We start from the raw sequence: 16689 nt of genomic DNA on the forward strand, positions 1-16689 counted from the left end.
GTCGGTCACACTGCGGGTGGGCAGCACCACCGTCGGCGCATCCGCACCGGCGGGCAACGCGTCCGCGCTGGCCATCTCCGTGCCCGACGCATCCGCCGCGGGGGCGGCCGCGAGGGCGGCCGCCGACTGCGCGGCTGTATCAGGGGTCTGCGCGGGGCTGAGCCACCGCGCCCGGGCCCGGCGCGCCACCGCGCCTGCCCGCCCGCGCCGAATATGCACCGAGGGTTTCGCCGCCAGGAACCCGGGCTCCGCCTCAAGCGGGGTGGGCTCCGGGGAGCTCTCCTCCCCTATCGGGGTGGGTGTGGGCGTGCCGCCGGGGGCAGCCCCGCCGCCGCGGGTGGTGTCCCCCTCGTGGGGCTGGTCCTGGTCCGGGGTGGGCGTGCCGTCGTGTGTTGCCACCGTGTTGTCACCACTTTCATTCCATCCGTCACGCACCTGCGGCGTGCGGGCCCGCGCCGGGGTGACGTGTCACCACACCCCGCGTGCGACACCTCCTGCCCGTGGGGTGTGCGTGCTGCCCGTGGCGCGCCGCATGCGAAGTCCGCGGCGGCGGGGCACTGGGCGCGCGCCGCAGGGTTGGCCGTGGAGGGGTTGTTAGGACGCCGAGCCGGTCTTGTAGCCCACGCCGCGCACCGTGAGCACAATCTGCGGGTTTTCCGGATCTTTTTCGATCTTGGCGCGCAGGCGCTGAATGTGCACGTTGACCAGGCGGGTGTCGGAGGAGTGGCGGTAGCCCCACACTTTCTCCAACAGTTCTTCGCGGGTGAGCACCTGCTGCGGCTTGCGGGCGAGCTCCAGGAGGAGTTCGAACTCCAGCGGGGTGAGCTGAATGTCCTGCCCGCCGCGGCGCACGCTGTGCCCGGAGACGTTGATCTCCAGGTCGCCGATGCTCAAGCGATCGGGCAAAGGATCGTCGGTGCGGCGCAGCCGCGCCCGGATGCGGGCGACGAGTTCCTTCGGTTTGAAGGGCTTGTTGACGTAGTCGTCCGCGCCGGATTCGAGACCGAGGACGACGTCGACGGTGTCGGTTTTGGCGGTGAGCATGACGATCGGCACGGAGCTGCGGGTGCGGATGGCGCGGCAGACGTCGATGCCGTTCATGCCGGGCAGCATGAGGTCGAGCAGGATGAGGTCGGGGTTGACGCGCGCGGCCACGTCGACGGCTTCGGCCCCGTCGGCGACGACGACGGTGTCGAAGCCTTCGGCCTGCAGCACGAGGCTCAGCATTTCGGAGATTGCGGGGTCGTCATCGACGACGAGGATGGTGGCGCTCATGGTGTACAAGTCTGGCACATATTGCACCGTCATGGTCGGATTCGTGGCGCACGTGCCTGTGCGGGGCCGCCCCTGCCCAGCAGCGTGTGCACCCCTTTCTTACGCACGCACCCCACCGGGTGCGGCCGCCACGCACGGCCGGCGGCGCGGGGAGCGCGTGGCGGCCGTCGCAGCAGGGGGCTGCCCTATCCCTGCTGTTGCTGCTGGGTGGCGATACGGGCGGCGACCTCACTCGCCAGCTGGTGGACATCCACATCCGTCGGCGCGACGAGCCACGGCCCGTGCCACTGGCTGTCCGCCAGGCGCTGATAGTGGGCGAGGGTGCGCTCCTGGAGTGAGGCGTCGCGCTCGTAGGCGTCGCGGGTGCGGGTGCTGTCGGATTCCTCCCGGCTGCGCGCCCGGCTGCGGGCCACCTCTGCCGGGGTGGCGAGCAGGATCGTCAGGTCCGGGGTGGGAAGAGCGAAGCGGTCAAATTCGAGGTCCGCGACCCAGTCGGCGCCCGCGTCGTCGTTCAGGCGCGCCGAGGTGTAGGCGGCGTTGCTGGCGACGTAGCGGTCGAGCAGCAGGATGCCCTCGGTGTGGGCCTGCAGCTGGGGCAGGGCGGCCTGCCGGTCGAGGGCGAACATCAGCGCCATGCCGTAGATGGAGTCGACGAGGTCGCCGACCTTGCCGTGAAGGGCGTCGGCGGCGAGGTCCGCGAACTGGGTGCCGTAGCGGGGGAACGCCAGCGAGGTGACGTTGCCGGGAAGAGCCTCGGCGAGGGCGCGGACGAGGGTGTTTTTGCCGGCACCGTCGATGCCTTCGATGGCGATGATCATGTCAGTGACACCTCGTCATGAAAGAAGCGAAAAGGACACAGGAAGAGAACACGCAGGCACGCCCGACAGTGCCTGGGCACCGGCTCCACTGCCGGCGAAGCACGCACAGTCGGGCGGGCGGGCGCTTAGTAGCGGTAGTGCTCCGGCTTGTAGGGGCCGGCGACGTCGACGCCGATGTACTCGGCCTGCTCCTTGGTGAGGGTGGTGAGCTTGCCGCCGAGGGCTTCGACGTGGATGCGGGCGACCTTCTCGTCGAGGATCTTCGGCAGGCGGTACACCTTGTTTTCGTAGGCGTCACCGTTGGTGAACAGTTCGATCTGGGCGATCGTCTGGTCGGCGAAGCTGTTGGACATCACGAAGCTGGGGTGGCCGGTGGCGTTGCCGAGGTTGAGCAGGCGGCCTTCCGACAGCACGATGATGGCGGTGCCGTTGGGGAGGATGAACTCGTCGACCTGCGGCTTGATGGTGACGCGCTGCACGTCATCGCGGTGCAGCAGGGAGTGCATGTCGATCTCGTTGTCGAAGTGGCCGATGTTGCCAAGCAGCGCGTGGTCCTTCATCTTGAGCATCTGCTCGAAGGAGATGATGCCCAGGTTGCCGGTGGCGGTGATGACGATGTCGGCGTCGCCGATGGCGTCGTCGACGGTGACGACGGGGAAGCCGTCCATGAGTGCCTGGAGGGCGTTGATGGGGTCGGCCTCCGTGACGGAGACCCGCGCGCCCTGGCCGGCCATGGCCTCCGCGCAGCCCTTGCCGACGTCGCCGTAGCCACAGATGAGGACGTTCTTGCCGCCCATGAGCATGTCGGTGGCGCGGTTGATGCCGTCGATGAGCGAGTGGCGGGTGCCGTACTTGTTGTCGAACTTGCTCTTGGTGACGGCGTCGTTGACGTTCATGGCGGGGAAGGGCAGCACCCCTTCCTCGGCGAAGTGGTAGAGGCGGTGCACGCCGGTGGTGGTTTCCTCGGTGACGCCACGGACGGACTCGGCGATGCGGCCCCAGCGGCCGGGGGAACGCTCCAGCACCTCGCGGAGCATCCCCAGGAAGGCGATGTGCTCGTCGGAGGAGTTCTCGTCGGCCGGCGGCACGACGCCCGCTTCTTCGTATTCGCGGCCGCGGATGACGGCCATGGTGGCGTCGCCACCGTCGTCGAGGATCATGTTCGGCAGGATTTCGTTGCCGTCGGCGTCGGTGCCCCAGGAGAAGATCTGGTCCACGCACCACCAGTACTCGTCGAGGGTCTCCCCCTTCCAGGCGAACACGGGCACGCCCTGGGGATCCTCAGGGGTGCCGGTGCCGCAGACGATGGCGGCGGCGGCTTCGTCCTGGGTGGAGAAGATGTTGCAGGACGCCCAGCGGACCTCAGCGCCGAGGGCGACGAGGGTTTCGATGAGGACGGCGGTCTGCACCGTCATGTGGATGGAGCCCGCGATGCGCGCACCCGCCAGGGGCTGCTCCTCGGCGTACTCGCGGCGCAGTTCCATCAGGCCGGGCATCTCGTGCTCGGCGAGTCGAATCTGGTGGCGGCCAGCCTCGTTGAGGCTCAGGTCGGCAACACGGTAGTCCATGCGGGATTCACGCTCCTGGGGGTGAAGTGACGTCGTCTCCGGCAGACGTCGCACGCGCCACCGCAGGGTGCTCACCCACACGGAGGTGGGCGTGTGTCCTGGTGCCGGTGGCCGCGGGCGGGCCGGTCATGCTTGGCAACCACTCTAGAGCACCACCCGAACTGGCCTGCCCGCACCGGAGCGACAGCACGACGCCCCAGGCCCCCACGGGGAGCCAACAGCGCCCACAGGGAACACACCTGTGATGTTTGCGACAGTGGCCGACAGTGCGGGCTCCCCCGCAATCACCCCCACCACACCGGCGACGGTGGTTGGCGTCACAGAAGGAAATCCGCGTGCGTCCGGTCGCAATTGCGCAGCCAACAACCCGTCCGCGCCAATAGCGACACACAGGCCCAAAAGCCGCGCACACCCCAGCCAGAACCCCTTGCAGACCCCAAAGCCAAGTTCATGGCCCCAAACCTGGCTAATGCAGCATTTTTACAGCAACTAAACCCGGTTGCAGGCAATGGAAGAGGCAGGGAAGAAAAAGTGCAGCCACCCCACCACAACCCCACTTCACAGGCCACACACAGCTTCCCTTCCCGCGCCATCCAGGATGTCCGACATGGTCAAAAAGTGCTGTGAGCTGGGTCGCAAGCGCGCCCGACACAGCAGTCCCCACACCCCAACAGGAGCACCCTTATGTATAAAAATTTGTTGATACTTCTGGGGAGTTTACCCAGTAGCACGTGCGCTACACGCTTGCCGCCGACCGCACCCCAACCTATAGCCGCCGATACGTTTTGCCTCACCCCGACACCTTATCGACACCCATCGAAAAAAGACCTAAAAAGACTCTAAGAAAATAGCCAATTTCCCCCATGGGAAAACGCCAATATCCACGGTGCGGATTTAGCGGCACCCGCAGGACTTTTCACGGCACGGTTTTTTCACTCGCGCAATGGTTTTTTTAAAGACTCTGATAGGTACTACGAAAGCCCCTCGCAAGCGCCCAAAGACCTGATGTCAGACAAGCCGCTCGGGTGATATATCCCCCACCCACCGCACGACCGCAGCCGCGCCCACACCGGCCCCACGGACACGCCCTGGCACCACCCCGCAGCGACCCCCGGCGCCACCTCGGACACCCGCCGTCCAACACGCTCCGGACAGCACAAAACCCGCCCCCGACGCGGGGCGGGTTCAGGCCCACCGCAGCCCAGATGGGCGGCGGCACTTCAGGTAGCGGCAGGCTCGTTAGGAGAGCGCCTCGAGGAGTTCTTCGACCTCGTCAGCATCCGCGCCTGCCTGCAGAACCTCGGTCGCGACCTCGGCGAGCTCCTCGGAAACCTCGCCGTGGTGGCGACGGATGAACGGGTAGCGGTCGGCCACATCGCCGGCACTGTACGGCGCGCCCGCCCAGATGGCAGCAATCGTCGCAGCGCACAGCGCATTGCTGCGATCGTCTTCGCTCGCCCCGGACTGGCGGGCGACCAGCATGCAGATGTCTTCAATAGCCTCGACGATGGCGTCGTCGTCGAGCTCTGCCAACTCGTCGAGGAAGTCGACATTGACGTCGACCGCAAAGATTGTTTGATCCCAGGCGCTCATCGGTGGCACACCCTTTCAGAGTTTCACTATTTTTCTGAGATTTACCTTAAAGGCGTCGCGTGTTAGGGTAGATGAATCCTTTGGCCAAAACTTTGGCCACCCCGGAGCGACGCACAGCATCACGCGGAAGAAGATAACAACCATATATACCCCCTGGGGTATATATGCGCTCTTTTTCCTTGACGTGACAGCAGTCGGCGGGACCTCGTGGTGACACGGCCCCTACTGCTGAAGTGTAGACACTTGCCACGCCCCGCCGCCGAGGATTCCATCCCGGCGGCCGTGAGCTGTGCAGACCTCCCCAGGAGCCCACCACGCACACCGAGAGACGACGCTTACGTTCATCTCTTTTTAGCCGCACTGTCGCCGACTGCAACACAGCTCACGGCCCGTGTGCGTGGGGATCCCGCGTGTGATCAGAAAGGTCACCGCAGGTGTCTGGGACACTGCATGTAAGGAATGTGTGGGGCGCTGAAGCATCGCTTCATCCAGCGCTCCCCCGCCCGCGGCATGTCGCAGATCCCCGCGGTCCTTGCGGCTGTCCTGGGGGTGCGCTCCACTCACGTGTCCACCTTGATCCCCGTTCCCCTTCGACGTCGCCGGTGCGGTCGGGAACCCCCGCCCCGCCGATCACCTGTCCACCCCACCATCACCAGCCCGTGCGGCACTGAATGAAAGAAAGGAGCCTCCGCAGTGAAGATCAACCCCAGCATGCTGACGTTCACCGTCGTGGGCTCCCTCGCGGTGACCAGCGTGGGTTATGGCATTGTCTCCAGCAACCAGGACAACGGTGGCGACAACCAGGGCAACGGCTTCCTCGTGGACGCCATCCCGGGGCTCAACCGCACCCCGGCGCCGGGCAAAACCCCGAACGACGCCCTCGCGGAGCAGCGCAACCGCGCCCGCGAAGCCGTCATGCGCATCGCTCGTCCCACCAGCGACGCCGAGCCCAACCTCGACATGCCGCGCTCCCGCAGCGGCAACTCCACCTCCGGGCGGCACAACAATGCTGGCGCCGGCCAGGCTGCCCAGAACGCCGCGCCGCAGGCCAACGCGCAGCAGGCGGCACAGCCCGCAGGCCCGCGTCCGCAGCGCCCTGTCGCACGCCCCGCATCGCCCGCCGCGCAGCCGACTGGGCAGCAGCCCAGTCAGGTGTCGGTCGTCATGACCACCCCGACTGCGTCGCCGGTGCGCCCCGCGCAGCCGCAGCCGACCGCCCCGGCAAACTCCCGTCCGACTACTGATGACCTCATCATTGCGGACGACGTGCCCCGCCCCTCCCGGCCGGTGCCGACCCGTGCGCCTGCCGACCGGCCTGCCGACAAGCCCTCGCAGCGGCCGTCATCTCCTGCCATTGTGCCGCCAAGCACCCCGCAGGATTCTCCTGCCCCGGTGAGCCCGACCCGGCCGAAGCCGACCACGGCACAGCCCACCCCGGTGAAACCGACGAGCGCTCAGCCCACGCAGGTCAAGCCGACCTCTGCGAAGCCGACGCAGCCGAAGCCGACGTCCGCGAAGCCCACGCAGCCGAAACCCACCGCAGTAAAGCCGACCAGTGCTCAGCCGACTGCGGTGAAGCCCACCTCTGCGAAGCCGACGCAGCCCAAGCCGACGTCCGCTAAACCCACCCAGGTCAAACCGACCAAGCCGAAGCCCACCGCGGTCAAGCCCACCTCGGTTAAGCCGACCAGCGCTCAGCCCACTGCGGTCAAGCCGACTTCTGCGAAGCCGACGAAGCCGAAGCCCACCCAGGTCAAGCCCACGTCCGCTAAGCCGACGCAGCCAAAGCCGACCTCCGTCAAGCCCACCTCTGCGAAGCCGACCAAGCCGAAGCCCACGTCCGTCAAGCCGACCAAGCCGAAGCCGACTTCTGCGAAGCCGAGCACGCCACTGCTGCCGCCCCCGACGTCTGAGCCGGTGGTGGAGCCGCTGCCCGAGGTGACGACGCCGGTCGAGACTCCGGTCATTGATGTGCCTGTGGTGACGTCGAATCCGGTCACCCCGGAGCCGACGACCCCGTTGTTGCCGCCGCCGGTGACCCCGGAGCCCACTCCGGAGGAGTCGACGACGCCCGAGACGACCTCGGTGGATCCGCTTCCGGTGGATCCGACGGAGAAGCCCACCGCGGTGGAGCCCACCCCGGTGGAGCCGACGACGTCGAATGAGCCGGAGCCGCAGCCGACGTCTGTGGAGCCGTCGACCTGGAAGCCGACCCCGGAGCCGCTGCCCGGTACCGGTACTAACACGGGTAGTTCCGGCACTGGTGAGGAGCCGCGCCCCGAGGTCCCTGAGGTCACGATCATCGTGGAGCCCGACGTGCCGGAGGACGAGACTCCGGCGACGACGTCGGAGTATCAGGACCGGACGGCGCCGCCGCTGCCGCACCCGTCGGGCACGCTGTACCCGCAGCCCCCGGAGGTGGACGGGGAGTACCCCTGGCCGTCGACGCTGCCGTTGGATCCGCCGGAGTCAGTGTTGCCGACTCCGCCGGCGACGGAGGAGCCTTCCCCGGAGCCGGGGACCTCGGCCCCGCCAACCCCGGCACCCACGCCGGAACCCACCCCGGAGCCGACTCCGGATCCGGTACCGACGAAGCGCCCGGAGGACCTGTACCACGGGTGCCGGGTGTACTGGACGGTGCTGGAGGATTACTTCATCCACGTGGAGGTGTACTCCCCCGCCGGCGATCTGCTGGAGGATTACCTGTGGCGCGTCGACGAGGTCGACTATGTGCCGATGGTGCCACCGAAGAATGGCTTTGGTCATGGCCTGACGTGGGATGGTTTGTGGACCAACGATGTGCACATCACTGTGCCCTCGGACCAGTTGGACTTGTACCGGCCGTGGCTGGACAAGGCTGAGGCGCATCGTCGTGGTGAGGATGTGTTTGCCCCGCGCCCGGAGGCGTGGGTGGAGCACGATCTGAAGCTGGCGTTGTCGCAGCAGACGGTGGATCCGGGTGTGCCTGGCACCCCGGGCACTGATGCCCCGGGCACGGTTGTCCCCGAGCCAGGGTCCCCGGCGGAGCCTGGGGACGCTGAAGTCCCTGGCACTCCCGAAGTCCCTGAGACCACCACCCCTGAGTTCCCGGATACGGACGCCCCGTCCTCCGGGAATGAGGAACTGCCCGACGAGGTCACCACCGGTGAGCCTGTCGATCCTGAAGCGACCACCCCGGAGGGGACGCACGACTCTGAGGACACCTCGCGGGATGCGGGCGACCGGGATCCGTCGTTCATCTGGATTGGTGGCCCCTCGGAGCCCGAGGGTGGTGTCGTCATCACCATTGATGACGAGGGCACGTGGACTGTCACCCCGGCGGAAGAATTCGAATGGTGGGATCTGGACTCAGGCCTCATCGTGCCTGAGGACGACTACCCGGGTGTGTACTACCCTGACCTGGCCAGTGCGGGCATGGCCCCCGCCGACCCGGATGCCGGCGATGGCGAGGACCAGTGGTGGTCGCTGCCGATCGCGGAGCCGACGTGGATCTGGCCGAACGAGCACACCCCTGGTGCGGACACCACCGATGAGGTCGACGACGTCGAGGACGTCGACGCGGATGCTGCTGCGGAGGACTCCGCGCCCAGCAACGCGGTGGAGGCGCCAGGTATCACGGGCGTGGACCCGGATGCCGATCCCTGGGGTCCCGTCGAGCACCCGGTGGCCGCCGGCGACGACGCGGACTTCGGTCTCGATTTCACGGCCGGTGAGACCACCGCCGCGGAGGAGCCCTCTGACGCCACCGACGCTGGCGTGGTCGACGCCGCCGACGCCGACGTAGATTTTGATGCGGACGAGGACGTCACGCCGGAATAGGCCCCGGTGCCCGCGGGGCGCCTCACATCTGTGAGTACACGCGAACGCCTCCACTTCACTGACCCTGGTTATCCGGGGTGGGTGAGGGATGTGGAGGCGTTCGTCGTCTCTCGCACGCGCCCGCCCACGCCGCCCCCTGTGCAGCTGCTGCTGGGGGCGGCGTGGGCGCGGGGTGTGGTCTTTAAGCGGTGGCGATGAAGAATTCGACGTCGCCGTCGTCGCCGCTGCCGAGGGTGATGGCCGGATCGCTGGCGGGCACCCACAGGGCCGCGGTGGGGGCAATGGTTTCGGTCTGCTCGCCGAGGGTGGCGATGGTGGTGCCGGCGGTGCCCAGCACCACGGCGGGGCCGTCGTGCTCAAAGGTGAGGGTGGCGCCGGCGGGCAGCTGGTAGCGCGCGAGGTGGTACTCGCGGGCCGGGCAGGGGTAGTCGGTGCGGTAGCCGTCCGTGGTGGCCTCCACGCGGGGGTCGGCCAGGGAGGAAAAATCCAGCACCTTGACCAGTTCGGGGACGTCGACATATTTGGCGGTGAGCCCGCCCCGCAGCACGTTGTCGGAGTTCGCCATGATCTCCACCCCCATGCCGTGCATGTAGGCGTGCAGCTGCCCGGCCCCCAGGTAGAGGGCCTCCCCGGGCGCGAGGGTCACCTTGTTGAGCAGCAGCGCCCCCAGCACCCCAATATCGCCGGGGTAGCGTGCCCCAAGGTCAACGACGTTGCGCAGCGCGTCCGCGATCCACTCCTCCTGCTCGGCGGCCGGGCGGGCGAGGTAGGCCTCCGCGCAGCGCAGCACCTCCTCGACGAGCGGCACGCGGATGCTGCTGGGGATGGTGATCCAGGTGGTGAACAGGGCCCGCAGGTTGGCTTCCTCGTGCTCGGCGACGTCGTCAATGACGGTGAGGTGCCGGGCCAACTCCGGGCAGTCGAGTGCCTGGAAGAGTTCCTGGGTGCGGGCCAGGGGCCTAAAGCCGGCGAGCGCGGCGAAGTCAGTGAGGGCGACGATGAGCTCCGGCTTGTGGTTGTCGTCCTTGTAGTTGCGGTTGTTGGCCGCGCACGGAATGCCCTGGGCTTCCTCGGCGGCGAAGCCCGCCTCCGCCTGGGTTTTCGTCGGGTGCGCCTGGAGGCTCAACGGCTCATCGGCGCAGAGGATTTTCAGCAAAAACGGCAGCTGGACGCCGAACTCGTCCCGCACGCGGGCGCCGATGTCGTCTGCGGTGAGTGCCTCGGTCAGGGGCACGCCTCCTAAGGTGCTGGGGCTGCCGGGGTGGGCCCCGTACCAGAGTTCGGCTTCGCGGTCGGCGCTGGCGTCCTCCCCGCGCAGGCCTGCGAGCAGCGTGCGGGATCCCCACGGGTAGGCCCGGATGGAGCCGGTGAGCTGCTGCATGGATCCTCCGCGAATTCTTCTCACATGTCGTGCATTTGTGGCAGGTCCACGGCCCTTCACACACCCGGTTCACCGGGTGCCGAATGCAGTGGACAACAAACGCCTAGGTTAGCACGCATCACCCCCTTGGGCCCCGACGCCCGCGGGCGAGGGTGCCGAAGTTCTCAGCCTTCGTTCAGGCACTCCCCCACCCCACCGTGCCGGACGCAAGACACGCACCCCGCGGCCTGGGGTGTGGCAGCGGGGTGCGTGTCGCAGGTGTGCGTGCGCCTGGAGCGGCGCGCGTGCGCTTATGCGCGGATGATGCCGAGGATCTCCTCGACGAGGGCGTCGACCTCGGCGCGGGTGGGTGCTTCGACGTTGAGACGCAGCAGCGGCTCCGTGTTGGAGGCGCGCACGTTGAACCAGGCGGGCGTGCCGGCAAGCTGCACGGTGACCCCGTCGAGGCGGTCAATGGACTCGGTGCGCTCCGCGAAGGCGTCGAGCACCGCCTGGGTGCGCTCCTGCTGGGCTTCAGCGCTGGCGAGCCGGGAGTTGATTTCCCCGGAGGCCTCGTAGCGGGAGTACTCCGCCATGAGCTCACTCAGCGGGCGGGTGGACTCCCCCAAGGCTGCGAGGACGTGCAGGGCCGCGAGCAGCCCGGAGTCGGCGTTGAAGAACTCGGTGAAGTAGTAGTGGGCGGAGTGCTCCCCGCCGAAGACGGCACCGGTGTCCGCCATGGTGGCCTTGATGAAGGAGTGGCCGACGCGGGTGCGCACCGGGGTGCCACCGTTTTCGGTGATGATGTCGGGCACCGTCTTCGAGGTGATGAGGTTGTGGATGATCGTCGCCCCCGGGTGGGTGGCCAGGTAGCGCTTCGCCACGAGCGCGCAGATCGCCGAGGGCGTGACCGGCTGGCCGAGCTCGTCGACGACGAAGCAGCGGTCGGCGTCGCCGTCGAAGGCAAGCCCGATATCGGCGCCGACCTCCACGGTGAACTTCTGCAGGTCCACAAGGTTGGCGGGCTCCAGGGGGTTGGCTTCGTGGTTGGGGAAGGAGCCGTCGAGTTCGAAGTACAGGGGCTTGAGCTCAATCGGCAGCCCCTCCAGCACGGCAGGCACCGTGAGCCCGGCCATGCCGTTGCCGGCGTCGACGGCGACCGTCACAGGACGCATGCCCTCCAGGGGCACGAGGCTGCGGAGGAACGCACCATAGTCGGCGAGCACATCCACGTCACGGATCTCGCCGGGGGTGACACCCTCGGCGGGGGCGGGGATGCCTTCGACGAGCATGTCGGCGATCGTCGCCAGGCCGGTTTCCTGCCCGATGGGGCGAGCACCCGCCCGGCACATCTTGATGCCGTTGTACTTCGCCGGGTTGTGGGAGGCGGTGAACATCGCGCCCGGGCAGTTGCCCGCCCCGGAGGCGAAGTACAGCTCGTCGGTGCTCGTCAGCCCCAGGAAGTCCACGTCCAAGCCCTGGGCGGCCGCACCGTGAGCAAACGCGCGGGAGAGTTCCGGGGAGCTGTCTCGCATGTCGTGGCCGATGACGATCTTCGTCGCGCCCTCCCCTGCCATGAGCCAGCCGAAGGCCTGGCCGATGTCGCGGAAGAAGTCGGCGTCGAAGCCGGGGCCGACGACGCCGCGCACATCGTAGGCCTTGATGCTGGCGTCCACGTGACTGCGAGAGTGCATGGGGGAAAACTCCTGGGAATCAAACAATAAGGGGGTGGTGGGGCGCACGCGGCACCCGAGCGGTGCTGCGGCTGGGTGGTGCCGCACGGGCACACAGGCGGGTGCCCACGCGCGGAAAAAGACCGGTCACACACCGGCGAAGAAAGAGACGAGCGCGAAGAAAGAAAGGAAGTCAAGGAGCGAAGAAGGAAAAACCTCAGGCGCACAGAGCCCGGGCACCTGCGGATCGAGGAACACCGACCTGGGTCCTTGCGCAGGCGTCTCGCCGCCGACGCTCAGGGCGACGATGCGAGGCGATTGTTGCCTCCACTGTAGGCCGCGACACCCCCACCGGCCTATCCAGCGTGCCCTTCCCCGCAGGCGGGCACACCGCGTGCCACGGCCGGCAGCCGACCGCGGGCACCCACCCGCGGCGCGCGCCGGCACCGGAATGTCCTAGCTGGGCGTGTCCTCGATGGGGTCGGGCACGATGCTCAGGTGGCCGCGGCGGGTCCGCGGGGCAGGCGCCTTCGGCTGCTGGGAGGGGTGGCGGACGGGGCCGTCGTCCAGCAGGTCGCCGGCGTGGCCGCCGACCTCACGGACGGCCTTCGCCAGGGCCGTCAGGTCGTCGTCATCGTCGTGGATGGTGATGTCTTCCACCCGGAGCAGCTCCCAGCCCAGCGGCGCGGTGATGCGGGCCGCGTGGTGTTCGCACAGGTCCCAGGTGTGCGGCTCGCTGGCGGCGGCCAGGGGGCCGACGACGGCGGTGGAATCCGCGTAGGCGTAGGTCAGTGTGGCGACAGCGGGCTTTCCGCATCCGGGGCGGGAACAACGACGAAAGTGACTCACGGTCGCCAAGTCTAGACCTTTACTCAAAGGTTTTCTAGGGGTCCACACCCCCGCGGGGAGGAAAAACTTGCTATCCCCCTTTTCCCCTTCCACCCCGTGACCGTGCCTGCACCACCGGGGCACCACGGGAACGCCCGCCGGCTCGGCCGGGGGTGCCCGGGCGCGTCACACCGCGGCCAGCACCCACGGGGGCTTTAGGGTGTGGGTCATGCACACGAGGGCTTTCCGGAATCGACACGGGCGCGGGCAGCGCGGCATCGTCATGCCGCAGTCAATCCCGCGGTTTCAGTCCCGCAGCGATCGTTTCGACGCCCTCGTCACAAGCGCCTACGCGCCCCTGGCGCACAACTTCGCGGAAGAGCTGGCGCACATGGACATCGCCGTCGACGTCATCCCCCGAATGCGGCTGGTGGCGTCGAACACGATCCTTCCCGACGAGGTGTGCGCGGATGGCCCGGTGCCCTTGGGTCGGGTGATCCCGGCGGGCGTGGATGCGGCGGGCCAGCCGACGCGGCCGCGCATTGTGATTTTCCGCCGCCCGATTGAGGCGCGCGCCGCCACCGACGAGGAGCGGGAAGCGCTCATCCGGCGGGTGTTGGTGTCGCTCGTGGCGACGTATCTCAACGTCGCCCCGCAGGACATTGATCCGGCCTTTGACCTGGAGAGATAAAAAAAATTCCCACCCGGTGCAGGTGGGAATTGTCGAGAAACTGGTGTAGTCCAGATATTTCACGTTCTTCAAGCACTCGCGCCCAGGACGGGCGCGGCGCAAAGTTCTTAGTGCAGCCAGCGAGGGTGTTTTAAGCCTCGTTGATGCGCAGGCGGCGGCGCTCACGTTCGCTGAGTCCGCCCCAGATGCCGAAGCGCTCGTCGTTGGTGAGCGCGAACTCCAGACATTCGTCCCGGACCTGGCAGGCCATGCAGATGCGCTTGGCTTCGCGGGTCGAGCCACCCTTTTCAGGGAAGAAGGCTTCCGGGTCAGTCTGCGCGCACAGGGCTTGTTCCTGCCATTCCCACTCCACCTGCTCAAAGAGCTGGTCGAAGCCGACCTGCGCGGCACCCTCCAGGCTTCGAGGTGCGTCGGGCGCGAATTCCTCCACGAGCGCTCCTTTTCTCCACTAGGTTTCCGACAATGATGGGCATGGGCTGGCGCGCGAGAATCGTGCGCGTGATGCAACCTCACTCTTCCCAAGCAACGGGTGATTGTTGAGGGAAGTTCCCGGCACGCACTCCCCCACCCCTCATCGGGGGTTGGAAGCTGTGATGCGCACCTGCGGTTCGACTCGCCCCCTGTCGCGCGGTGCGTGGGAGGGGTGCGTGAAGACCACGGCGGGGCGGTTACACAGATGTGATTACACACGTAGTAGTAGTGCCCCGTCAACCCTGAGCGGCTTTTCTCAGTCGAAAACCGACATTTCCCCTTGAAGCTGGTCACAGTAGTCACACAAGCCACAATCCACCCCATGCGGGGGTAAAACGCGGGGGTACTACATGTTGTGGTCGCTTGCATAAACGCACCCAGGACCACTCACCACACGGCCCCCGCCGACGGCTCTTCCCCCGCCCAGCGGCGGCAGATATCGGCCGACCTGCAACTACCCCCACAGCACACGCCACGCACACCCGCAACCCCCGCACCGCCGAGTACCTAGCAGCACACCCACCCCCAGCACCAGCACCCACGGATGAGGGCGTGTCGCCCCCACACCCGCGCGCACGCGACTCATACCCCCGCCCGCCACGGACACCCCAGTGTGTAGACATCCCCGCCCCGCAGCAGGTGGCCGGACTAGGGTGGGGTTCATTCCACCCCACCGCGACCGGGCACCGGGAACCCCCTGGTGCACGCGGTGCGACGATGCCGACCATGCCGACGATGACAAGGAGTCCTAGCAATGCCCAAGCTCAACCCACAGCGCCTGGCACTGTTGAGTCTCGGCGTGTTCCTCGGAGCGTGCCTGCTGCTGCTCCTCGTATGGGCTGCCCTTGGCCTTCTGCCCCTGGACGAACCGGCCAAGCTCCTAGTCTTCGCAGTCTTCGGCACCGTCTGCTGCGCCGCGCTGGGCACGGCCCTCGGCCGCGCGCTGCGGCCCTGGCTGCGCGGCGACGACCACAGCGCACACCCCCACTGACTGGCACAGAGTGCGCGCACGGCCGCGGTGCGTCGTGACGTCGTTCCGTCGTGCCCGGCGCATGGCCGCACGCAGGAAGGCGCCCGGACGCATGTGTGCGCGTCCGGGCGCCTGGGGGTGAAAAGTCCTGGCTGCTCTTCGCGCCAGCCCCCAGGGGTGTGCTGGGGGTGGTGGCGTGCTGGGGAGCTTTATTTACGCGTCGGTGCTGAAACGCACGCCGCCGTCGGGCAGCTGCACGCCCGGCCACACACGCATGCCGGCCTGCAGCTCACAGCGGGCACCGATGACAGCGCCCTCACCAATGATGGCGTTGTGGATGCGGGCACCGGCACCAATGTGGGCGCCGTCGGCGATGATCGAGTTGCTCACCACCACACCCGGCTCGATGGTCACGCCGTCGAAGACCACCGTGTCGTCAAGGCGGCAGCCGGCGCCGATCTCCGAACCGCGGCCGACGACCGTGCCGCCGAGCAGCAGCACCCCGTCCTTCACGCCCGCGGACGGGTCGACGAGGTTCTCCCCGGTCCGCCCCCGCAGCAGCGGCGAGGGCGCAATGCCGCGCACGAGATCCGAGGAGCCGCGCACGAAATCGTCCGGGGTGCCCATGTCACGCCAGTAGGCCTGGTCGACATGGCCGTAGACCTTGTAGCCCTCCTCCAGGAGGCGGGGGAAGACATCGCGCTCCACGGAGACGACCTTGTTCGGCGGGATCTGGGCGATGATGTCCCGGTTGAACACGTAGCAGCCCGCGTTGATCTGGTCGGTCGGCGGGTCGTTGGTCTTCTCCAAAAACTCCAGCACCCGGCCGTCCGGACCGGTGGGCACGCACCCAAACGCCCGGGGGTCTGCCACTCGCACCAGGTGCATGGTGACGTCCGCTTGCTTGGCCTCGTGGGTGGCGATGACCTCACCGATATCAGTCCCCCCGAGCACGTCCCCGTTGAACACCACGGCCGTGTCGTAGCGCAGCTTGTCCAAGACGTTGCGGATACCGCCACCGGTGCCCAGGGCGGTCTCTTCGACGACGTAGTCGATGTCCAGGCCAAGGTCCGCACCGTCGCCGAAGTACTCTTCAAACACTTCCGCCTTGAAGGAGGTGCCCAGCACGACGTGGTTGATGCCGGCGGCCTTGATGCGCGCCAACAGGTGCGCCAGGAAGGGGAATCCCGCGGTGGGGAGCATCGGCTTCGGGGTGCCCACCGTCAGGGGGCGCAGCCGGGTGCCCTTGCCGCCGACGAGGATGACGGCGTCGACCTCGCGGGCGGGAACCTCGAGGTTCTTCACCGCCTCGTAGGCCGACTGCGCGTCGGTGTCGGTGTCGTGGCTCAGTGTCATCACGTGGGGTACTCCCATCGAAAACAGGAAAAAAGGGTGTTCCGCCCGGGGGCGCCGGGGCGCGGCAGGCGGGGTGAGGTTGTTCCCGGGTGAGGGAAAAACTCGCCCCACAGCCTAGCCCCCGCACCACCGAACGCGGGGTGTGGCACACCGTGATAGCCACCGCCGCAGTAAGCAGGACCACAACCACCAGCCACGCGCACGCACACAATCACCAGCCACGCGCACGCTTACGGCGTGGCTCATCCCCTTCGGCGGGCACAGGCG

The 16689-nt window shown here is 67.6% G+C and carries 12 protein-coding genes; 3 read left to right on the forward strand and 9 right to left on the reverse strand.

The features are described 5' to 3' along the window. Positions 1–594 precede the first annotated feature (594 nt). From mtrA to C1Y63_RS09565, 4 genes are all read right to left on the reverse strand, one after another. Positions 595–1275, reverse strand: coding sequence for an MtrAB system response regulator MtrA (gene mtrA / locus C1Y63_RS09550; RefSeq protein WP_106016256.1), 681 nt, complete (start codon positions 1273–1275; stop codon positions 595–597). Positions 1276–1460: 185 nt separating this feature from the next. Then, the gene (locus tag C1Y63_RS09555) at positions 1461–2093 is read right to left on the reverse strand and encodes a dTMP kinase (RefSeq protein WP_106016228.1); all 633 of its coding nucleotides are present in this window, start codon (positions 2091–2093) and stop codon (positions 1461–1463) included. A gap of 125 nt (positions 2094–2218) precedes the next feature. Further along, entirely contained in the window at positions 2219–3661 is a 1443-nt protein-coding gene (gene ahcY, locus C1Y63_RS09560; protein WP_106016229.1) for an adenosylhomocysteinase, read from the reverse strand. 1239 nt (positions 3662–4900) lie between these two features. Further along, positions 4901–5254, reverse strand: a complete 354-nt coding sequence (locus C1Y63_RS09565; protein ID WP_106016230.1) for a DUF4259 domain-containing protein — start codon at positions 5252–5254, stop codon at positions 4901–4903. Positions 5255–5947: 693 nt separating this feature from the next. Between C1Y63_RS09565 and C1Y63_RS12560 the strand changes: the two genes are divergently transcribed. After that, positions 5948–9073 (forward strand): hypothetical protein, encoded by a 3126-nt coding sequence (locus C1Y63_RS12560; RefSeq protein WP_146128924.1) that lies wholly within the window; start codon positions 5948–5950, stop codon positions 9071–9073. A gap of 181 nt (positions 9074–9254) precedes the next feature. Here C1Y63_RS12560 and manA read toward each other — a convergent pair whose 3' ends face one another. The 3 genes from manA to C1Y63_RS09595 form a co-directional block, all read right to left on the reverse strand. Next, on the reverse strand, positions 9255–10454 hold the full coding sequence (gene manA, locus C1Y63_RS09585; RefSeq protein ID WP_106016234.1) for a mannose-6-phosphate isomerase, class I: 1200 nt from the start codon (positions 10452–10454) through the stop codon (positions 9255–9257). 290 nt (positions 10455–10744) lie between these two features. Further along, positions 10745–12127, reverse strand: a complete 1383-nt coding sequence (locus tag C1Y63_RS09590) for a phosphomannomutase/phosphoglucomutase (RefSeq protein ID WP_106016235.1) — start codon at positions 12125–12127, stop codon at positions 10745–10747. Between the two features lie 435 nt (positions 12128–12562). Then, a complete protein-coding gene (locus C1Y63_RS09595) occupies positions 12563–12955 on the reverse strand; it encodes a DUF3499 domain-containing protein (protein WP_106016257.1) in 393 nt (130 codons plus the stop codon). A gap of 208 nt (positions 12956–13163) precedes the next feature. Here C1Y63_RS09595 and C1Y63_RS09600 point away from each other — a divergent pair, with 208 nt between their 5' ends. Then, complete coding sequence (locus C1Y63_RS09600) at positions 13164–13625, forward strand: metallopeptidase family protein (protein WP_106016236.1); 462 nt, start codon at positions 13164–13166, stop codon at positions 13623–13625. A gap of 130 nt (positions 13626–13755) precedes the next feature. Here C1Y63_RS09600 and C1Y63_RS09605 read toward each other — a convergent pair whose 3' ends face one another. After that, positions 13756–14055 carry a WhiB family transcriptional regulator gene (locus tag C1Y63_RS09605; RefSeq protein WP_106016237.1) on the reverse strand — a complete coding sequence of 100 codons (300 nt, stop codon included), beginning with the start codon at positions 14053–14055 and terminating at the stop codon, positions 13756–13758. A 795-nt stretch (positions 14056–14850) separates the two neighbouring features. Here C1Y63_RS09605 and C1Y63_RS09610 point away from each other — a divergent pair. Then, the gene (locus C1Y63_RS09610) at positions 14851–15087 is read left to right on the forward strand and encodes a hypothetical protein (RefSeq protein WP_106016238.1); all 237 of its coding nucleotides are present in this window, start codon (positions 14851–14853) and stop codon (positions 15085–15087) included. 192 nt (positions 15088–15279) lie between these two features. Here C1Y63_RS09610 and C1Y63_RS09615 read toward each other — a convergent pair whose 3' ends face one another. Then, positions 15280–16425, reverse strand: coding sequence for a sugar phosphate nucleotidyltransferase (locus C1Y63_RS09615; RefSeq protein ID WP_233195675.1), 1146 nt, complete (start codon positions 16423–16425; stop codon positions 15280–15282). Positions 16426–16689 lie beyond the last annotated feature (264 nt).

This window comes from Corynebacterium sp. 13CS0277 (assembly GCF_002994655.1).
GTDB lineage: Bacteria > Actinomycetota > Actinomycetes > Mycobacteriales > Mycobacteriaceae > Corynebacterium.

Bases quoted from the DNA above. Each gene is read 5' to 3' on its own strand.
- mtrA (WP_106016256.1), bottom strand. From the start codon at position 1,275: ATGAGCGCCACCATCCTCGTCGTCGATGACGACCCCGCAATCTCCGAA.
- C1Y63_RS09555 (WP_106016228.1), bottom strand. From the start codon at position 2,093: ATGATCATCGCCATCGAAGGCATCGACGGTGCCGGCAAAAACACCCTC.
- ahcY (WP_106016229.1), bottom strand. From the start codon at position 3,661: ATGGACTACCGTGTTGCCGACCTGAGCCTCAACGAGGCTGGCCGCCAC.
- C1Y63_RS09565 (WP_106016230.1), bottom strand. From the start codon at position 5,254: ATGAGCGCCTGGGATCAAACAATCTTTGCGGTCGACGTCAATGTCGAC.
- manA (WP_106016234.1), bottom strand. From the start codon at position 10,454: ATGCAGCAGCTCACCGGCTCCATCCGGGCCTACCCGTGGGGATCCCGC.
- C1Y63_RS09590 (WP_106016235.1), bottom strand. From the start codon at position 12,127: ATGCACTCTCGCAGTCACGTGGACGCCAGCATCAAGGCCTACGATGTG.
- C1Y63_RS09600 (WP_106016236.1), top strand. From the start codon at position 13,164: ATGCACACGAGGGCTTTCCGGAATCGACACGGGCGCGGGCAGCGCGGC.
- C1Y63_RS09610 (WP_106016238.1), top strand. From the start codon at position 14,851: ATGCCCAAGCTCAACCCACAGCGCCTGGCACTGTTGAGTCTCGGCGTG.